Annotated in this window: 9 protein-coding genes; 3 read left to right on the plus strand and 6 right to left on the minus strand. The window is 72.3% G+C overall.

Annotated features, from left to right (window positions below; translation table 11 throughout):
• Positions 1-8: 8 nt before the first annotated feature.
• Complete coding sequence (gene lepA / locus CVS47_RS07580; RefSeq protein ID WP_127095540.1) at positions 9-1,859, minus strand: translation elongation factor 4; 1,851 nt, start codon at positions 1,857-1,859, stop codon at positions 9-11.
• A 269-nt stretch (positions 1,860-2,128) separates the two neighbouring features.
• On the opposite strand from lepA, the gene CVS47_RS07585 reads away from it, so the two are divergent.
• From CVS47_RS07585 to rpsT, 3 genes are all read left to right on the plus strand, one after another.
• Positions 2,129-4,933: an ExeM/NucH family extracellular endonuclease gene (locus CVS47_RS07585; RefSeq protein ID WP_127097245.1), complete on the plus strand. Its 2,805-nt coding sequence runs from the start codon at positions 2,129-2,131 to the stop codon at positions 4,931-4,933.
• Between the two features lie 70 nt (positions 4,934-5,003).
• Positions 5,004-5,777 carry an alpha/beta fold hydrolase gene (locus tag CVS47_RS07590; RefSeq protein WP_127095541.1) on the plus strand — a complete coding sequence of 258 codons (774 nt, stop codon included), beginning with the start codon at positions 5,004-5,006 and terminating at the stop codon, positions 5,775-5,777.
• Positions 5,778-5,893: 116 nt separating this feature from the next.
• A complete protein-coding gene (rpsT, locus tag CVS47_RS07595) occupies positions 5,894-6,154 on the plus strand; it encodes a 30S ribosomal protein S20 (protein WP_127095542.1) in 261 nt (86 codons plus the stop codon).
• 134 nt (positions 6,155-6,288) lie between these two features.
• Here the strand turns inward: rpsT and holA are convergent, their stop codons facing one another.
• The 5 genes from holA to CVS47_RS07620 form a co-directional block, all read right to left on the minus strand.
• Entirely contained in the window at positions 6,289-7,335 is a 1,047-nt protein-coding gene (holA, locus tag CVS47_RS07600) for a DNA polymerase III subunit delta (protein ID WP_127095543.1), read from the minus strand.
• 113 nt (positions 7,336-7,448) lie between these two features.
• Entirely contained in the window at positions 7,449-9,875 is a 2,427-nt protein-coding gene (locus CVS47_RS07605; RefSeq protein ID WP_241240313.1) for a ComEC/Rec2 family competence protein, read from the minus strand.
• Positions 9,872-10,522: a ComEA family DNA-binding protein gene (locus tag CVS47_RS07610; protein ID WP_241240314.1), complete on the minus strand. Its 651-nt coding sequence runs from the start codon at positions 10,520-10,522 to the stop codon at positions 9,872-9,874. Before CVS47_RS07610 ends, CVS47_RS07605 begins: the two co-directional genes overlap by 4 nt.
• A gap of 173 nt (positions 10,523-10,695) precedes the next feature.
• Positions 10,696-13,290 carry a leucine--tRNA ligase gene (leuS, locus tag CVS47_RS07615; RefSeq protein ID WP_127095544.1) on the minus strand — a complete coding sequence of 865 codons (2,595 nt, stop codon included), beginning with the start codon at positions 13,288-13,290 and terminating at the stop codon, positions 10,696-10,698.
• Between the two features lie 72 nt (positions 13,291-13,362).
• Complete coding sequence (locus CVS47_RS07620) at positions 13,363-14,673, minus strand: anthranilate synthase component I family protein (protein ID WP_378790778.1); 1,311 nt, start codon at positions 14,671-14,673, stop codon at positions 13,363-13,365.
• Between the last annotated feature and the right edge of the window lie 33 nt (positions 14,674-14,706).

The raw sequence follows: 14,706 nt of genomic DNA on the forward strand, positions 1-14,706 counted from the left end.
GCATCCGGCTACTTCTTCTCTTTGCCCTCGACGTCGCCGGAGAGCGCGGCGATGAAGGCCTCCTGGGGGACCTCGACGCGGCCGACCATCTTCATGCGCTTCTTGCCCTCCTTCTGCTTCTCCAGCAGCTTGCGCTTGCGGGTGATGTCACCGCCGTAGCACTTGGCCAGGACGTCCTTGCGCATGGCGCGGATCGACTCGCGCGCGATGATGCGGGCGCCGATCGCGGCCTGGATGGGCACCTCGAACTGCTGGCGCGGGATGAGCTTGCGCAGTCGCTCGGTCATCATCGTGCCGTAGGCGTAGGCCTTGTCGCGGTGGACGATCGAGCTGAACGCGTCGACCTTGTCGCCCTGGAGCAGGATGTCGACCTTCACCAGATCGGCCTCCTGCTGGCCCGAGGGTTCGTAGTCGAGGCTGGCGTAGCCCTGGGTCTTGGACTTCAGCTGATCGAAGAAGTCGAAGACGATCTCGCCGAGCGGCATGTTGTAGCGCAGCTCCACGCGCTCCTCGCTGAAGTACTCCATGCCGAGCAGCGCGCCGCGGCGCGACTGGCACAGCTCCATGACGGTGCCCACGTAGTCCTTGGGCAGCAGGATCGCGGCCTTCACCATCGGCTCGGTCACCGAGGCCACGCGGCCGTCGGGGTACTCGCTCGGGTTGGTGACGGTGACGTGGGCGCCCGTGTCGGTGGTGACCTCGTAGATCACGCTGGGCGCGGTGGTGATGAGGTCGAGGTCGAACTCGCGGGCGAGGCGCTCGGTGATGATCTCGAGGTGGAGGAGACCGAGGAACCCGCAGCGGAAGCCGAAGCCGAGCGCCACCGACGTCTCGGGCTCGTACTGGAGGGCGGCGTCGGACAGCTTGAGCTTGTCGAGCGCCTCGCGCAGCACCGAGAAGTCGCTGCCGTCGATCGGGTAGATGCCCGAGAACACCATCGGCTTCGGGTCGGTGTAGCCCGGGAGTGCCTCGGTCGCCGGCTTCCGCAGGTTCGTGACGGTGTCGCCGACCTTCGACTGGCGCACGTCCTTCACACCCGTGATCAGGTAGCCGACCTCGCCGACGCCGAGGCCCTTGGTGGGCGTGGGCTCGGGGTTGGAGACGCCGATCTCGAGGAGTTCGTGCGTCGCCTTGGTCGACATCATCTGGATGCGCTCGCGCGGCTCCAGCTTCCCGTCGATCATGCGGACGTAGGTGACGACGCCGCGGTACGCGTCGTACACCGAGTCGAAGATCATCGCGCGCGAGGGTGCGTCGGGATCGCCGGTGGGGGCGGGGATGTCGCGGACGATCCGGTCCAGCAGCTCCTCGACGCCCATCCCGGTCTTGCCCGAGACCCGCAGCACATCGGCGGGGTCGCCGCCGATGAGGTTCGCCAGCTCGGCCGCGTACTTGTCGGGGTCGGCGGCGGGCAGGTCGATCTTGTTGAGCACCGGGATGATGTGCAGGTCGTTCTCGAGCGCCAGGTAGAGGTTCGCCAGCGTCTGCGCCTCGATGCCCTGAGCGGCGTCGACGAGGAGGATCGCCCCCTCGCACGCGGCCAGTGACCGGCTCACCTCGTAGGTGAAGTCGACGTGACCCGGGGTGTCGATCATGTTGAGGGCGAACGTCTGGTCGCCGGCCGCCCACGGCATGCGCACGGCCTGGCTCTTGATCGTGATGCCGCGTTCGCGCTCGATGTCCATGCGGTCGAGGTATTGCGCGCGCATGTCGCGGTCGGACACGACGCCGGTGATCTGCAGCATGCGGTCGGCCAGCGTCGACTTGCCGTGGTCGATGTGGGCGATGATGCAGAAGTTGCGCAGCTGTGCAGGAGCCGTCGCGGCGGGCTGCAGGGGCGTGGAGGCACGAGGTGACATGTCCCCTCGATCCTACGCGGCCGGTCCGTGCGGCTCCTGCGCGCGGATCAGCCGGGGCCGCGGCATCCGTCATCCCGGATTCACCCGCCGTTCGCCCGGCGGCCTTGTCATGACGGATGCCGCGGGGCAGGGTGGAAGGCGGGGAAGCACCATCGGGGACCGTACGCCATCGACCGACGCACGACACGATCAAGGAGTCCACCCTCGTGAACCCTCCCGACGGCGCCACGCGCGCCCGCCGCATCCGCACCAGATCCGCGCTCGCGGCGATGACCGCCGCAGCCGTGGCGATCACCGGCTTCGTCCTCCCGACGGCCGCCTCCGCCGCCCAGCCCGCGACGATCCGTCCCGCGGCGGTGTCGCCCGACGCGGCCGTCGTCATCACGGAGGTCTACGGGGGCGGCGGCAACAACGGCGCGGCCTACAACCGCGACTTCGTCGAGCTGCGCAACGTCGGGACGACCCCGGCAGACCTGGGCACCTGGAGCGTGCAGTACGGCCCCGCGTCGTTCGGCGCCTCCACCGCGTGGGCGATCACTCCGCTTACCGGCGTCGTCGTCGCCCCGGGTGACGCGCTGCTCATCGGACAGGCCACGGGCGCCAACACGACCCTCCCGTCGTTCACCGCCGACGTCGACGGGCGGATCGCGATGAGCGGCACCGGCGGCCGCGTCGCCCTCGTCGCCGACCAGACCGCGCTCCCCGGAGGAGCAGCCGGCACCGGCATCGCCGCACTCCCCCAGGTGATCGACTACGTCGGCTGGGGTGCCGCCACCGATTTCGCCGGCTCCGCCGCCGCTCCCGCCACCACGAACGCGACCTCCGTCTCCCGTTCGGCGACCGCAGCGAACACGGGCGACAACCGCGCCGACTTCACAGCCGGAGCCCCGACGCCCGTCGGCAGCGCCGACCCGGGACCCGACCCGGATCCCGACCCGGAGCCCGAGCCCCAGGATCCGATCGTCATCGCGACCATCCAGGGCACGGGCGCCGCTTCGACGTACCTGGGCCAGACCGTCACCACCACGGGAGTCGTGACCGCGTCATACCCGACCGGCGGTCTCAACGGCTACGTCCTTCAGACGCCGGGCACCGGCGGCGCGCTCGACCTCGCCGTCCACACCGCGTCCGACGCGATCTTCGTCTACGCGCCCGCCGCGGCCGGTGAGGTCGCCCTCGGCGACACCGTCCAGGCGACGGGAGTGGTCGGCGAGTTCAACGGACTGACGCAGCTCTCGGTCTCACCCGGCGCCGCGACGAAGATCGCGGACGCGCCGGCGCCGAGCCCGGCATCCGTCTCCTGGCCCTCCTCCGAGAGCCAGCGCGAGAGCCTCGAGTCGATGCTGGTCGCCCCGCAGGGCACGTACACGGTCAGCAACACGTACTCCACCAACCAGTACGGCGAGGTGGGGCTCGCGCTCGGCGACGAGCCGCTGCGCCAGCCGACGGATGCGGCGCGCCCGGGTTCGCCGGAGGCGGCGGCCATCGCCGCCGACAACGCGGCCCGTGCCGTGGTGCTCGACGACGGAGCGACGACGAACTACCTCAATGCGGCCAACAGCGCGCTGACGCCCCCGTACGTCTCGCTGGTCGAGCCGATCGTGGTCGGCGCGACGGCGACCTTCACGGCACCGCTCATCGTCGACTGGCGCAACAACGCCTGGAAGCTCAACCCGACCGCCCCGCTGACCGGTGACGGCTCGGGCGTGGACGAGGTGCAGTTCTCCAACCCGCGCACGGCGGCCCCGGCCGCGGTCGGCGGCGACGTGAAGGTGGCGTCGTTCAACGTCCTCAACTACTTCACGACGCTCGGCACCGACACGGCGACCTGCGTGGCGTTCCCCGATCGGACGGGCGACGGCAACACGGTGCGCGACGGCTGCGGGCAGCGCGGAGCGTGGGACGCGCAGGACCTCGCCCGCCAGCAGGCGAAGATCGTCGCGGCGATCTCCACCCTCGACGCGGACGTGGTCGGTTTGATGGAGATCGAGAACAGCGCGGCGCTGGGCGAGACGCCCGACGAGGCGACGGCGACGCTCGTGGCGGCGCTGAACGCGGCGGCGGGCGAGCAGCGCTGGGCCTACGTGCCGTCATCGACCGAGCTGCCCGACCCGGCGGAGCAGGACGTCATCACCAACGCGATCATCTACCAGCCCGCGGCCGTCACGCCCGTCGGCGCCTCCCGGGCGCTGGGCACGCAGTCCGGTGACGACCAGGCCTTCGGCAACGCCCGCGAGCCCCTCGCGCAGGTCTTCCGTCCCGCCGCCGGCGGCGAGCGCTTCCTGTTCGGCGTGAACCACTTCAAGTCGAAGGGATCGGCGGGCCCCTGGCCCGGAGACGCCGACACCGGCGACGGCCAGGGTGCGTCGAACGAGTCGCGCGTGCGTCAGGCGACGGCCCTCCGCGACTGGATCACGTCGATCCAGGGCGACGTGGACTCGGTCTATCTGGTCGGCGACTTCAACTCCTACGGCGAGGAGGATCCGCTGCAGGTGCTCTTCGAGGCGGGATACGTCGACGCCGAGAAGGCGCTGGGCATCGACTCGTCGTCGTACTCCTTCTCGGGTCTGTCGGGATCGCTCGACCACATCCTGATGAGCGGAGCGGCGCGCGAGCGCGCCGTGGGCGGCGACATCTGGAACATCAACTCCGGGGAGTCGGTCGCGCTGGAGTACAGCCGCTACAACGTGCACGGCACGCTGTTCTCCGTGCCCGACCCGTTCCGCTCCTCCGATCACGACCCCGTGCTGGTGGGCATCACCGCCGGCGCCGATGAGCGGGTCGTCACGCGCACGGGCCTGATCGCTCTGCCGCCGGTGCACATCAACCGGGTGCTCCCGGCCACGCTGCTCGCCACGGTGAGCGGCACGAGCGGCGTCGCCGGCACGGTCGAGTTCCGTGAGGGTGCCACGGTCGTCGGCACGGCTTCGGTGAAGGGCGGCTACGCGACGCTCCGTCTGCCGTCGACGCTGAGCCGCGGCATCCATCGCTACACGGTGGTGTTCGTGCCGGCCGACCCCGAGACCGCCCTCGGGTCGACCAGCCGCACCGCGGCGGTCGCCGTGCTGTTCTGACCGACAGCCGACCTCGGGCGACGGGGCGCCGCACGGGAGACCGTGCGGCGCCCCGTCGTATTCTGAGGGCGTGACGGTTCAGGTCGTGCTCGTGCACGGCATCCGCACGTCCGCGAGCATGTGGCGAGCGCAGGTCGAGCACCTCCGGGCCCGCGACATCCCCGTCACCGCGGTCGATCTGCCCGGCCACGGCACGCGGATGGCGGAGACCTTCGCGCTCGATGGCGCCTTCGCCACGATCGACGGAGCCGTCCGGGCCGCCGCCGAGCGCGGACCGGTGCTGCTGGCATCGCACTCGATGGGCGGGCTGCTCTCGATCGAGTACGTCGGCCGCGACGACCCGCCGCCCGTGGCGGGGTTCATCGCGGCATCCTGCACCTCGATCCCCCGCGGCGTCGGACTCGCCACCTACCGCGTGCTGGCGGGCGGCTTCAACCGTCTGCCCGGGCGGGGGCAGCGCATCACGGATGCCGTACTCGACCGCACCCTGCCGCCCGAGACGCGCGCCGACTTCGGCGCCGGCGGCTATGCCTACGACGCGCAGGACACCGCCCTGCGGAGCCTGTCCGTGCTCGACCTGCTCACGGCGCTGCACCGCATCGATGTGCCGCTGTGGTTCATCAACGGCCAGTACGACCAGCTCCGCGCCAACGAGCGGCTCTTCCTGCAGGTCGCGCGCGATGCCGAGCTGATCGTCGTGCCGCGCACCTCCCACCTCGTCACGGCGATGCGCCCGCGGGTCTTCAACGCCCTGCTCGACGTCGCCGTCGCGACCGTCACGGCGCGCGCATCAGCGGACGACGGCGCCCCGGGGCCCGCGATCACGGCACCCGGGGCGACCTGATAGACTCATGAGTCGACCTGCGTGCCGGGTCCCACCCCTGCACGACGTCGCGAGCGGCCCCTCTACCCGTAACGCGGCACGTCCATCGAATCCTCCGAACGAAAGATACGTCGAACGTGGCGAACATCAAGTCGCAGATCAAGCGCAACAAGACCAACGACAAGGCGCACGAGCGCAACAAGGCCGTCAAGAGCCAGCTCAAGACCGAGGTGCGTCGCACCCGCGAGGCCGTTGCCTCCGGCGACAAGGCCGCGGCTGAGAAGGCTCTCCTGACCGCGTCCAAGAAGCTGGACAAGGCCGTCAGCAAGGGCGTCATCCACCAGAACCAGGCGGCGAACCGCAAGTCGGCCATCGCCAAGCAGGTCGCAGCTCTCTGAGCTTCACCTTCTCTCGAATGCCCGTCCCTTCTCGGGGCGGGCATTCGGCATTTCCGGGCCCGGGCACGGCGGGGTGATGTGCGGCAGTGACCGGATGCTGCGGCTCAGCGCTGCGGTCGCTCGGCGCCGACGGCTCAGCGGTGCGGTCGCTGGGCGCCGAACGGGGCCTTCGTCGCGATGACGGTGATGAGGCGCTCGAGGGCGAACACCGGATCGCGGGATGCGCCCTTCACCTCTGCGTCTGCGCGGGCTGTCGCCTGGATCGCCATCCCGAGGGTGAGGTCGGACCAGCCGACGAGGTCGCGTCGCGCGCGGTCGACCTGCCAGTCCTTCATGCCGAGCCGCGCCGCGAGGGCGCCGGAGGACTCGCGCGTGCCCGCCACCTTCGCCATGGAGCGCAGCTTCGACGCGATGGCGGCCACCAGCGGCACGGGGTCGGATCCGGATGCCAGGGCGTGGCGGAGGGCGATGAGGGCGTCGCCGTAGCGCCCGGCGATGGCGGTGTCGGCCACGGTGAATGCGCTCGTCTCCACCCGCCCGCCGTAGTACCGCTCCACCACCTGATCGGTGATGTCGCCGGGGACGTCGGAGATCAGCTGCTGGCACGCGGCGGCGAGTTCGGTCAGGTCGTCGGCGAAGGCCGAGACGAGTGTGCGCAGCGCGGACGGGGCGATCCGCTTCTTCGCCGCGGAGAACTCCCCCGAGGCGAAATCGAAGCGGTCGGAGTCGCGCTTGACCGCCGCGCAGGGCACCTCCACCCCGCCGCCGGTTCCGGCGCGCACCGCGTCGAGGAGCTTCTTGCCGCGGACGCTCGCGCCGGTGTGCCGCAGGATCACGGTTGCGCCGTCCTGCGGGTTGTCGAGGTAGGAGACGGCCTCGGCGAGGAACGCGTCGCTGCACTTCTCGACGCCGGTGACGCGCACGAGCCGCGGCTCGCCGAAGAGCGAGGGCGACGTGAGCGCGAGCAGTGTGCCGGCGGCGTAGTCATCGGCGCGGACGTCGGAGACCTCGAGGCTCGGGTCCTCCGCCCTCAGGTATTCGCGGATGGCGGCGGTCGCCCGCTCGGCCAGCACGTCCTCCGGGCCGGAGATCAGCACAACGGGCGCCGGCTGCGGCGTGCGCCACGACAGCTGCGGGATGCTGGGCCGCTTCGCGGGTGCGCGGCGTGCGGTCGTGGCCATCACCCCAGACTACCGAGCGGGTGGGACGTCGCCCGGCGGGTCCGTCTCCTCGCCGGTGGTCCGGCACCCGTCGCGGGGCCGGACGCGGGGAGACCGCGCCGAGCGCGCTCCCGTCACCCGCCGCGCTCGCGCCAGACCTGGAGCACGCCGTCGGCACTCCAGACGCAGATCATCCCGTTCCGATCGCTGCGTGCGACGGCCATGCGCGTGTCGGACAGAATGGCCAGCGTCTCGGCCCGGGGATGCCCGTAGTCGTTGTCGAGCCCCACCGGGATCAGCGCGACGGCGGCGCCGAGCGTCCGGTAGAGAGCCGGGTCCTGGTCGCCGCTGCCGTGGTGGGCCACCTTCACGACCTCATAGGGCGTGTCGAGCGTGCCGGCCCGCGCGAGGGCGCGCTGCGCGAGTCCGGAGAGATCGGCGAGGAAGAGCGACGTGGGCACGCCGCCGCCGCGGATATCGACCACCACGCCCGCGTCGTTGCCCGGCGGGAACGCCTTGCTGCCCGCTCGCGGCCACAGCACCCTCCACATCGCGCCGCCCAGCACGCCGCGGGATCCGGCGTGGACCTCGCTGACGACCGCTCCTCCGCCGCGCAGATCGGTGAGCAGCCGGGAGTCCGCCGCATCGGCCGGCGGGCCGTGCACGACCAGGCCCACCCGTCCGGCCAGCGACGCCGCCCCGCCCGCATGGTCGAGATCGAAGTGGGTGAGCACCAGGAGGTCGATACGGGCGATGCCGAGGCGGTCGAGGCAGACGGCGAGCGGCGTCGGGTCGGGCCCGGTGTCGATGAGGGCGGTCGCCTCATGCGATCGGACCACGACGGCGTCTCCCTGTCCGACGTCGCAGACCGCGATCGCCCAGGCTGCCGGCACGGTGAGACCGCCCACCGGCCCGCTGAGAGCCGCGCCCCCGGCGGTGGTGCCGACCACGACGGCGAGAGAGGTCGCGGAGAGCGCGCTCACGATGCGATGCCACCGTGCGGCATCCGTCCGTCGTCCGACGATGACGATCCCGAGAGCGAGCCCGAGGAGGGCGAGGGCCGCCACCCCGGCCCAGCCGCCGAGCCAGGGCACGGCGTTGCCGGGGAGGGCGGCGAAGGTCTGAGCGGTGCCGGCGATCCAGGCGGCGGGCAGCCACGCGAGGGCGGCGAGCCCGGACTGCACGAGGGGCAGGGGTGCGCTCAGGCACGCCGCCAGGCCGATCACGGTCGCGAGCGGCGCGGCCGGCGCGGCGAGGAGGTTGGCCACAACGCCGTAGAGCGGCACCACGGGAGTGATGAGCACGAGGAGCGGTCCGCACGCGAGCTGGGCCGCCAGCGGCACGGACAGGGCGAGAGCCACGGGCCGCGGCATCCATCGTCCGAGACCCGTCGCGAGCGGGCGCGCGAACAGCAGCAGCGACGCCGTCGCCACCGTCGACAGGGCGAAACCCAGCGAGCCGGCCAGCCAGGGGTCGAGCACGAGGATGATCGCGACGGCCAGCGACACCACGGCGGTGCCGGCACCCGTGCGCCCGACGAGCACCGCGATCATCGCCACGGCCGCCATGGCTGCGGCCCGCACCACGCTGGGCTCGGGGGTGACGAGCAGCACGAAGCCGGCCAGCACGGAGAGCCCGGCCGCCACTCGCAGACCGCGCCGCAGACCCAGTGCGGACGCCGCGGCGAAGGCCAGGCCGACGACGAGCGCGCAGTTGGCGCCGGATACCGCGGTGAGGTGCGACAGGCTCGACGCCTTCATCGCGACGTCGAGATCGGCGTCGACGGCGGAGGTGTCGCCGACGGCGAGGCCGGGGAGGAGCCCCGCACCGGGCGGGGGCAGCCCGTCGGCCGCAGCGACCAGCGAGGTCCGCAGGTCGGCCGCCGCGCCGACGGCACCCTCGGGCGGGGAGCGCACCTCCAGCGGCCCGGCGGCCGTTACGTCCAGGACCGCCCGGTCGCCGGGATCGGCGGGTCGCACCGTGCCGCCCACCTCGACCACGGCCCCCACGTCGGTCAGCCCGCCCGGATCGAGGTCGTCCGCCGCCAGGATCACGGCGACCGGCACGTCGACCGCGAACCGCTGCGCGCCGATGGCGACGCGCTGCGCCTGCGCGTCGAACGCGAGGCGGTCGCTCCCCCAGCGCTCCACCTTCCCGGTGACGGTCACGAGCACGCTGACCGCGCGTCCGCCCGAGATCGGCAGCGCGGCCGCCGCGTCGCGCGCGGGCTGCGCGAGCACGACGGAGGATGCTGCGGCGGCAGCGGTGCTCAGAGTCACCACGACGAGGACGACGGCGATCCGGCGTCGTCGCTCCCCCGCCGAGTCGATGACGTCCCGGTCGCCCCGCGGCCTGCGGGCGATACGCAGCGCCAGAACCCCGAGGGCCACCAGCGCCGACGCCCACAGCGTCAGGGCCACCCCGGGCCCTGCAGCGGGCTCGATCGTCGTCCAGCCCGCGACCGCCCACGTCGTCAGCGCCACCGGGGCCGTGCGCAGCGCCCGCAGCGTCCGCCGACGACCACGGGCCACGGCCGGGACGGCGTGCGCAGGCGTCGTCACACCGTCACCAGCTCACGCAGGCTCTCGAGCATCTTCTCGCCGATCCCCGGCACGGCGAGGAGGTCCTCGACGCTCGTGAAGCGCCCGTTGTCGTCGCGCCATCGGATGATGCGCTGCGCCATCGCCGGCCCGATGCGCGGCAGGGTGTCGAGCGCCGCCTCGTCCGCGGTGTTGAGGTTCACCCGCCCATCGCCCGGCGCTCCGGCACCCGCGCCCCCGGAGCCGCCGCCCGACCCGACCACGCCCGTCCCGCCGGCGGCGGGCACCTCCCCCACCGCGGGAATCCTCAGCTGCTCGCCGTCGCTCAGCGGTCGCGCCAGGTTCACCCCCGTGCGGTCGGCCGTCGGGAGGAACCCGGATGCCGCGGCCACCGCATCCACGACCCGGCTCCCCGCCGGCAGCACGAACAGTCCCGGCTGCCCGACGGCTCCCAGGACGTGCACGTACAGCGAGCCGGTCATGACGTCAGCGCCGACCGCAGCCGGGCCGTCTTCGACGATCGCCACCGTCTCGATGGGCGCACCGGCCGCGCGCAGGATGCCGATGCCCACGGTGGCGGCGAGCGCCACGAGGACGATGACGACGGCCGCCCCCACGCCGAGCCGGCGCCGCGCGGCGGCGCGGGGCGGCTCGGCGGGGGTGCTCACCGATCCAGGCTAGGAATGCCCGGACGATCAGCTCCTCGGCGCCGAGGCGATCAGCGCGCTGGCCCCCGAAGGCAGGCCCTGGGGAGGAGCGTCACCGCGCGGGCAGCCTGGAGACGGAGGTCGCCGTTCAAGCCGGAGACGGAGGTCGCCGCCCGCGCAGGCCGCGGCCGGGGTCAGCGTGTGCTGAGGCTGACGACCTTCGGCGGTCGCACGACGGCGCGGACGACTTCGCGGTCGCCGAGCGACCGCTGCACGCGCGCATCCCCGCGGGCGAGACGCTCGAGCTCCGCCGCGTCGATGCGCGCCGACACCTCGAGGGTCGCGCGCACCTTGCCGTCGATCTGCACGACGGCGGTCACGGTGTCCTCGACCAGCAGGGTCGGGTCGGCGGCACGCCACGGCACGAGGCCGACGAACGGCTTGTAGCCGAGGATCTCCCACATCTCCTCCGCGGTGTGCGGGGCGAAGAGGTCGAGCACCATGGCGGTCACCTCGGCGGCCTCGCGCACGGCGGGGTCGGCGGGGCCGGCGCCGGAGTCGATGGTCTTGCGGGTGGCGTTGACCAGCTCCATCAGACGCGCCAGGACGACGTTGAACTTCGTCTGCTCGACCAGGCCCGGGGCGTCGGCGAGCAGACGGTGCGTGACACGGCGGAGCGCAGCATCCCCCTCCGCCCAGATCACGTCGGGGTGGCTGGTGACGTCCGAGGCGACGCGCCACGCGCGGGCCAGGAACTTCTGCGCACCGGTGGTCGAGACGTCCTCCCACTGGATGTCGTCTTCGACGGGACCGGCGAAGGCGATCGCGACGCGCACGGCGTCGGCACCCGGGTCCTTCATGCTCGCGGCGAACTCGACGAGGTTGCCCTTGCTCTTGGACATCTTCGAGCCGTCCAGCAGCACCATGCCCTGGTTGATCAGGCTCGAGAAGGGCTCGGTGAACTCGATCAGCCCCATGTCGAACAGCACCTTGGTGATGAAGCGCGCGTACAGCAGGTGCAGGATCGCGTGCTCGACGCCGCCGATGTACGAGTCGACCGGAGCCCACTTGTCGGCCTCACGGGGCGGGAAGGCCTGATCGGCGCTCCGAGGCGCCAGGAAGCGCAGGAAGTACCAGGAGCTGTCGACGAACGTGTCCATCGTGTCCGCGTCGCGCAGCGCCGGCTCGCCCGTCTCGGGGTCGACCGTCTCGACCCACTCGGTGGCTGCCCCCAGGGGCGACGTGCCCCGCGGCGCGAGGTCGAGGCCCTGCGCGTCGGGCAGCATCAGCGGCAGCTGGTCGTCGGGCACCGGCACGATGCGGCCGTCCTCGGTGTGGATCATCGGGATCGGCGTGCCCCAGAACCGCTGACGCGAGATCAGCCAGTCGCGGAGGCGGTACGTCTTCGAGGCGCGCCCGGCGCCCTTGGACTGCAGCTGCTCGATGATCCGCGTGATCGCGTTGCGCTTGGAGAGTCCGTCCAGCGACCCCGAATTGATCATGCGACCCTCGCCCGTGAGGGCGATCCCGGTGCGGGCGGGGTTCAGATCGTCGATGGATGCGTCGTCCCCGTCCGTCGGATCGATGGGGTCGCCGTTCTCGTCCAGTTCGATGACGGGGATCGCCCCAGTGATCGGAGCCGTCGTGTCGACCACCACACGGACCGGCAGGTCGAAGGCGCGCGCGAAGTCGAGGTCGCGCTGGTCGTGGGCGGGGACCGCCATGACCGCGCCGTGGCCGTAGTCGGCCAGCACGTAGTCGGCCGCCCAGATCGGCAGCCGCTCGCCGTTGATGGGGTTGACGGCGAAGCGGTCCAGGAACACGCCGGTCTTCGGGCGGTCGGTCGCCTGACGGGCGATGTCGGTCTCGCGCTGCACGCCCTCCAGGTAGGTCTGGAAGCGTGCCTGCACCTCCGGCGTGGAGCCCTCGGCGAGCTCGGCGGCCAGGTCGCTGTCGGGGGCGACCACCATGAACGTGGCGCCGTACAGCGTGTCGGGGCGGGTGGAGAAGACGGTGATCTTCTCGTCGCGGCCCTCGATCTCGAAGTCGATGTCGGCTCCGACCGAGCGGCCGATCCAGTTGCGCTGCATCCGGATGACCTTCTGCGGCCACGAGCCCTCGAGCTGGTTCAGGTCGTCCAGCAGGCGGTCGGCGTAGTCGGTGATCTTGAAGTACCACTGGGTGAGCTTCTTCTTCACGACCTCGGCGCCGCACCGCTCGCAGTGGCCGTCGACGACCTGCTCGTTGGCGAGCACCGTCTGGTCGTTCGGGCACCAGTTGACCGGGCTCTCCTTGCGGTAGGCCAGGCCCCGCTCGTACAGCTTCTGGAACAGCCACTGGTTCCAGCGGTAGTACTCGGGGTCGCTGGTGTGCAGCACCCGGCTCCAGTCGTACGACGTGCCGAAGTTGCCCAGGCTCTCGCGCTGCTGGGCGATGTTCGCGTAGGTCCACTCGCGCGGATCGGCGCCGCGCTGGATGGCGGCGTTCTCGGCGGGGAGGCCGAAGGAGTCCCAGCCGACCGGGTTCAGGACGTTGTAGCCGCGGTGGCGCCAGAAGCGTGCGACCGCGTCGACGTAGGCGTAGTTCTCGGCGTGGCCCATGTGCATGTCGCCCGAGGGGTACGGGAACATCCCGAGCACGTACTTGCGCGGACGCGCGTCGTCGTCGCCGCCGGTGCGGAACGGGTCGGCGTCCCGCCAGCGGGACTGCCACTTCTCCTGGATGGCGTAGGCGTCGAAGCCGGGGCCGTCCGGAGTGGGCACGGCGGAGGTCGAGGAGTTCTGCGACAAGGGGGGAGGCCAATCGTGTGGTGCGAGAAGATGCGCACGGGACGCGCCCTCCAGGCTACCGCGCCGCGCTCCTCACCATCCCGCGGGCAGTGCGGCGCCCAACGCTGTGAGCGGACCGCGGGCCTTGATGCCCACCTCCGCGACCTCGGCGGCCGGGTCGGACCCCCAGGTGATGCCCCCGCCGGCGCCGACGAACGCACCGCCCGGATACGTCACGATCGACCGGATGACCATGGCGAGGTCGAGCGCGCCGTCGTCGCCCACCCAGCCGAAGCATCCCGCGAAGACGCCACGGGGCGCGCCCTCGAGCCCGTGCAGCAGCGTCATGGCGGAGAGCTTCGGGGCGCCCGTCATGCTGCCGGCCGGGAAGGTCGCATCGAGGAGGTCGCCGACCGTCGTACCGGGCTGCAGCGTGCCCGCGACCGCGCTCACGAGCTGGTGCACGGCGGGATAGGACTCCACCGCGAACAGCTCCGTCACGGCGACCGATCCGGGCTCGCACACGCGCGAGAGGTCGTTGCGCATGAGGTCGACGATCATGACGTTCTCGGCGCGCTCCTTCGCGCTGGCGAGCAGCTCGTCGGCGAGCGCGACGTCGGCCGCCGCGTCCGCCGAGCGCGGACGCGTGCCCTTGATCGGACGGGTGCGCACCCTGCCCGCCTCGACCGCCAGGAACTGCTCGGGGCTGGCGCTCGCGAGCGCGACGTCACCCGAGCGGATGAACCCGGCGTGGTGGGCGGGCGTCGCGGCGCGAAGGGCGAGGAAGGATGCCACGGGGTCGACGTCGCCCGTGACGGAGAAGCGCGTCGTCAGGCACAGCTGATACGCGTCGCCCTCACGGATCGCGTCGCGGCAGCGGCTCACGAGCGCGGCGTACTCCGCGGGGGTGTGGCGGGCCTCCGCCTCGCCCGCGGCGATCCGCACCGGCTGCGGACCGGAGGCCGCGGCATCCGCCCATGTCATGACGGTCTCGGCGTATGCGGCGACCTCGCCCTCCGGCGCGACAGCCCAGACGGCGCGCGCGGCGTGGTCGAACGCGACGAAGCGGTCCACGCGCAGCCACAGCTCCTGAGGGGCGCGCGGATCCCCCGCCGCCACCGGCGCACCCGCACGCGCCGCTCCCCCCTCGTAGCCGAGCCAGCCGACCCAGCCGCCCCGGAAGGGTCCGGAGGCGGCGTCCGCCCGCTCACGTGCGCAGCGCACCGCGCTCACGCGGGTCGGATCGGCCTCCGGCACGCCGATGCCGAGCCAGCTCCATCCGGCGTCCGATGCCGGTCCCGCGTCGAGCCAGAAGGCGTGCGGATGCTGCGCCGGGCCCCCGCGGAAGACCGCCTCCGGATCCCGCCAGCCGTCGAGGAGGACGGCGGACGGTGCGGCGATCACGTTCACAGGCTAGACGGACCCCGGCGCCCTAGG

The sequence above is a fragment of the Microbacterium lemovicicum genome, assembly GCF_003991875.1.
Classification (GTDB): domain Bacteria; phylum Actinomycetota; class Actinomycetes; order Actinomycetales; family Microbacteriaceae; genus Microbacterium; species Microbacterium lemovicicum.

Coding starts and splice junctions, on each gene's coding strand:
- lepA (WP_127095540.1), bottom strand. CDS start 1,859: ATGTCACCTCGTGCCTCCACGCCCCTGCAGCCCGCCGCGACGGCTCCT.
- CVS47_RS07585 (WP_127097245.1), top strand. CDS start 2,129: ATGACCGCCGCAGCCGTGGCGATCACCGGCTTCGTCCTCCCGACGGCC.
- holA (WP_127095543.1), bottom strand. CDS start 7,335: ATGGCCACGACCGCACGCCGCGCACCCGCGAAGCGGCCCAGCATCCCG.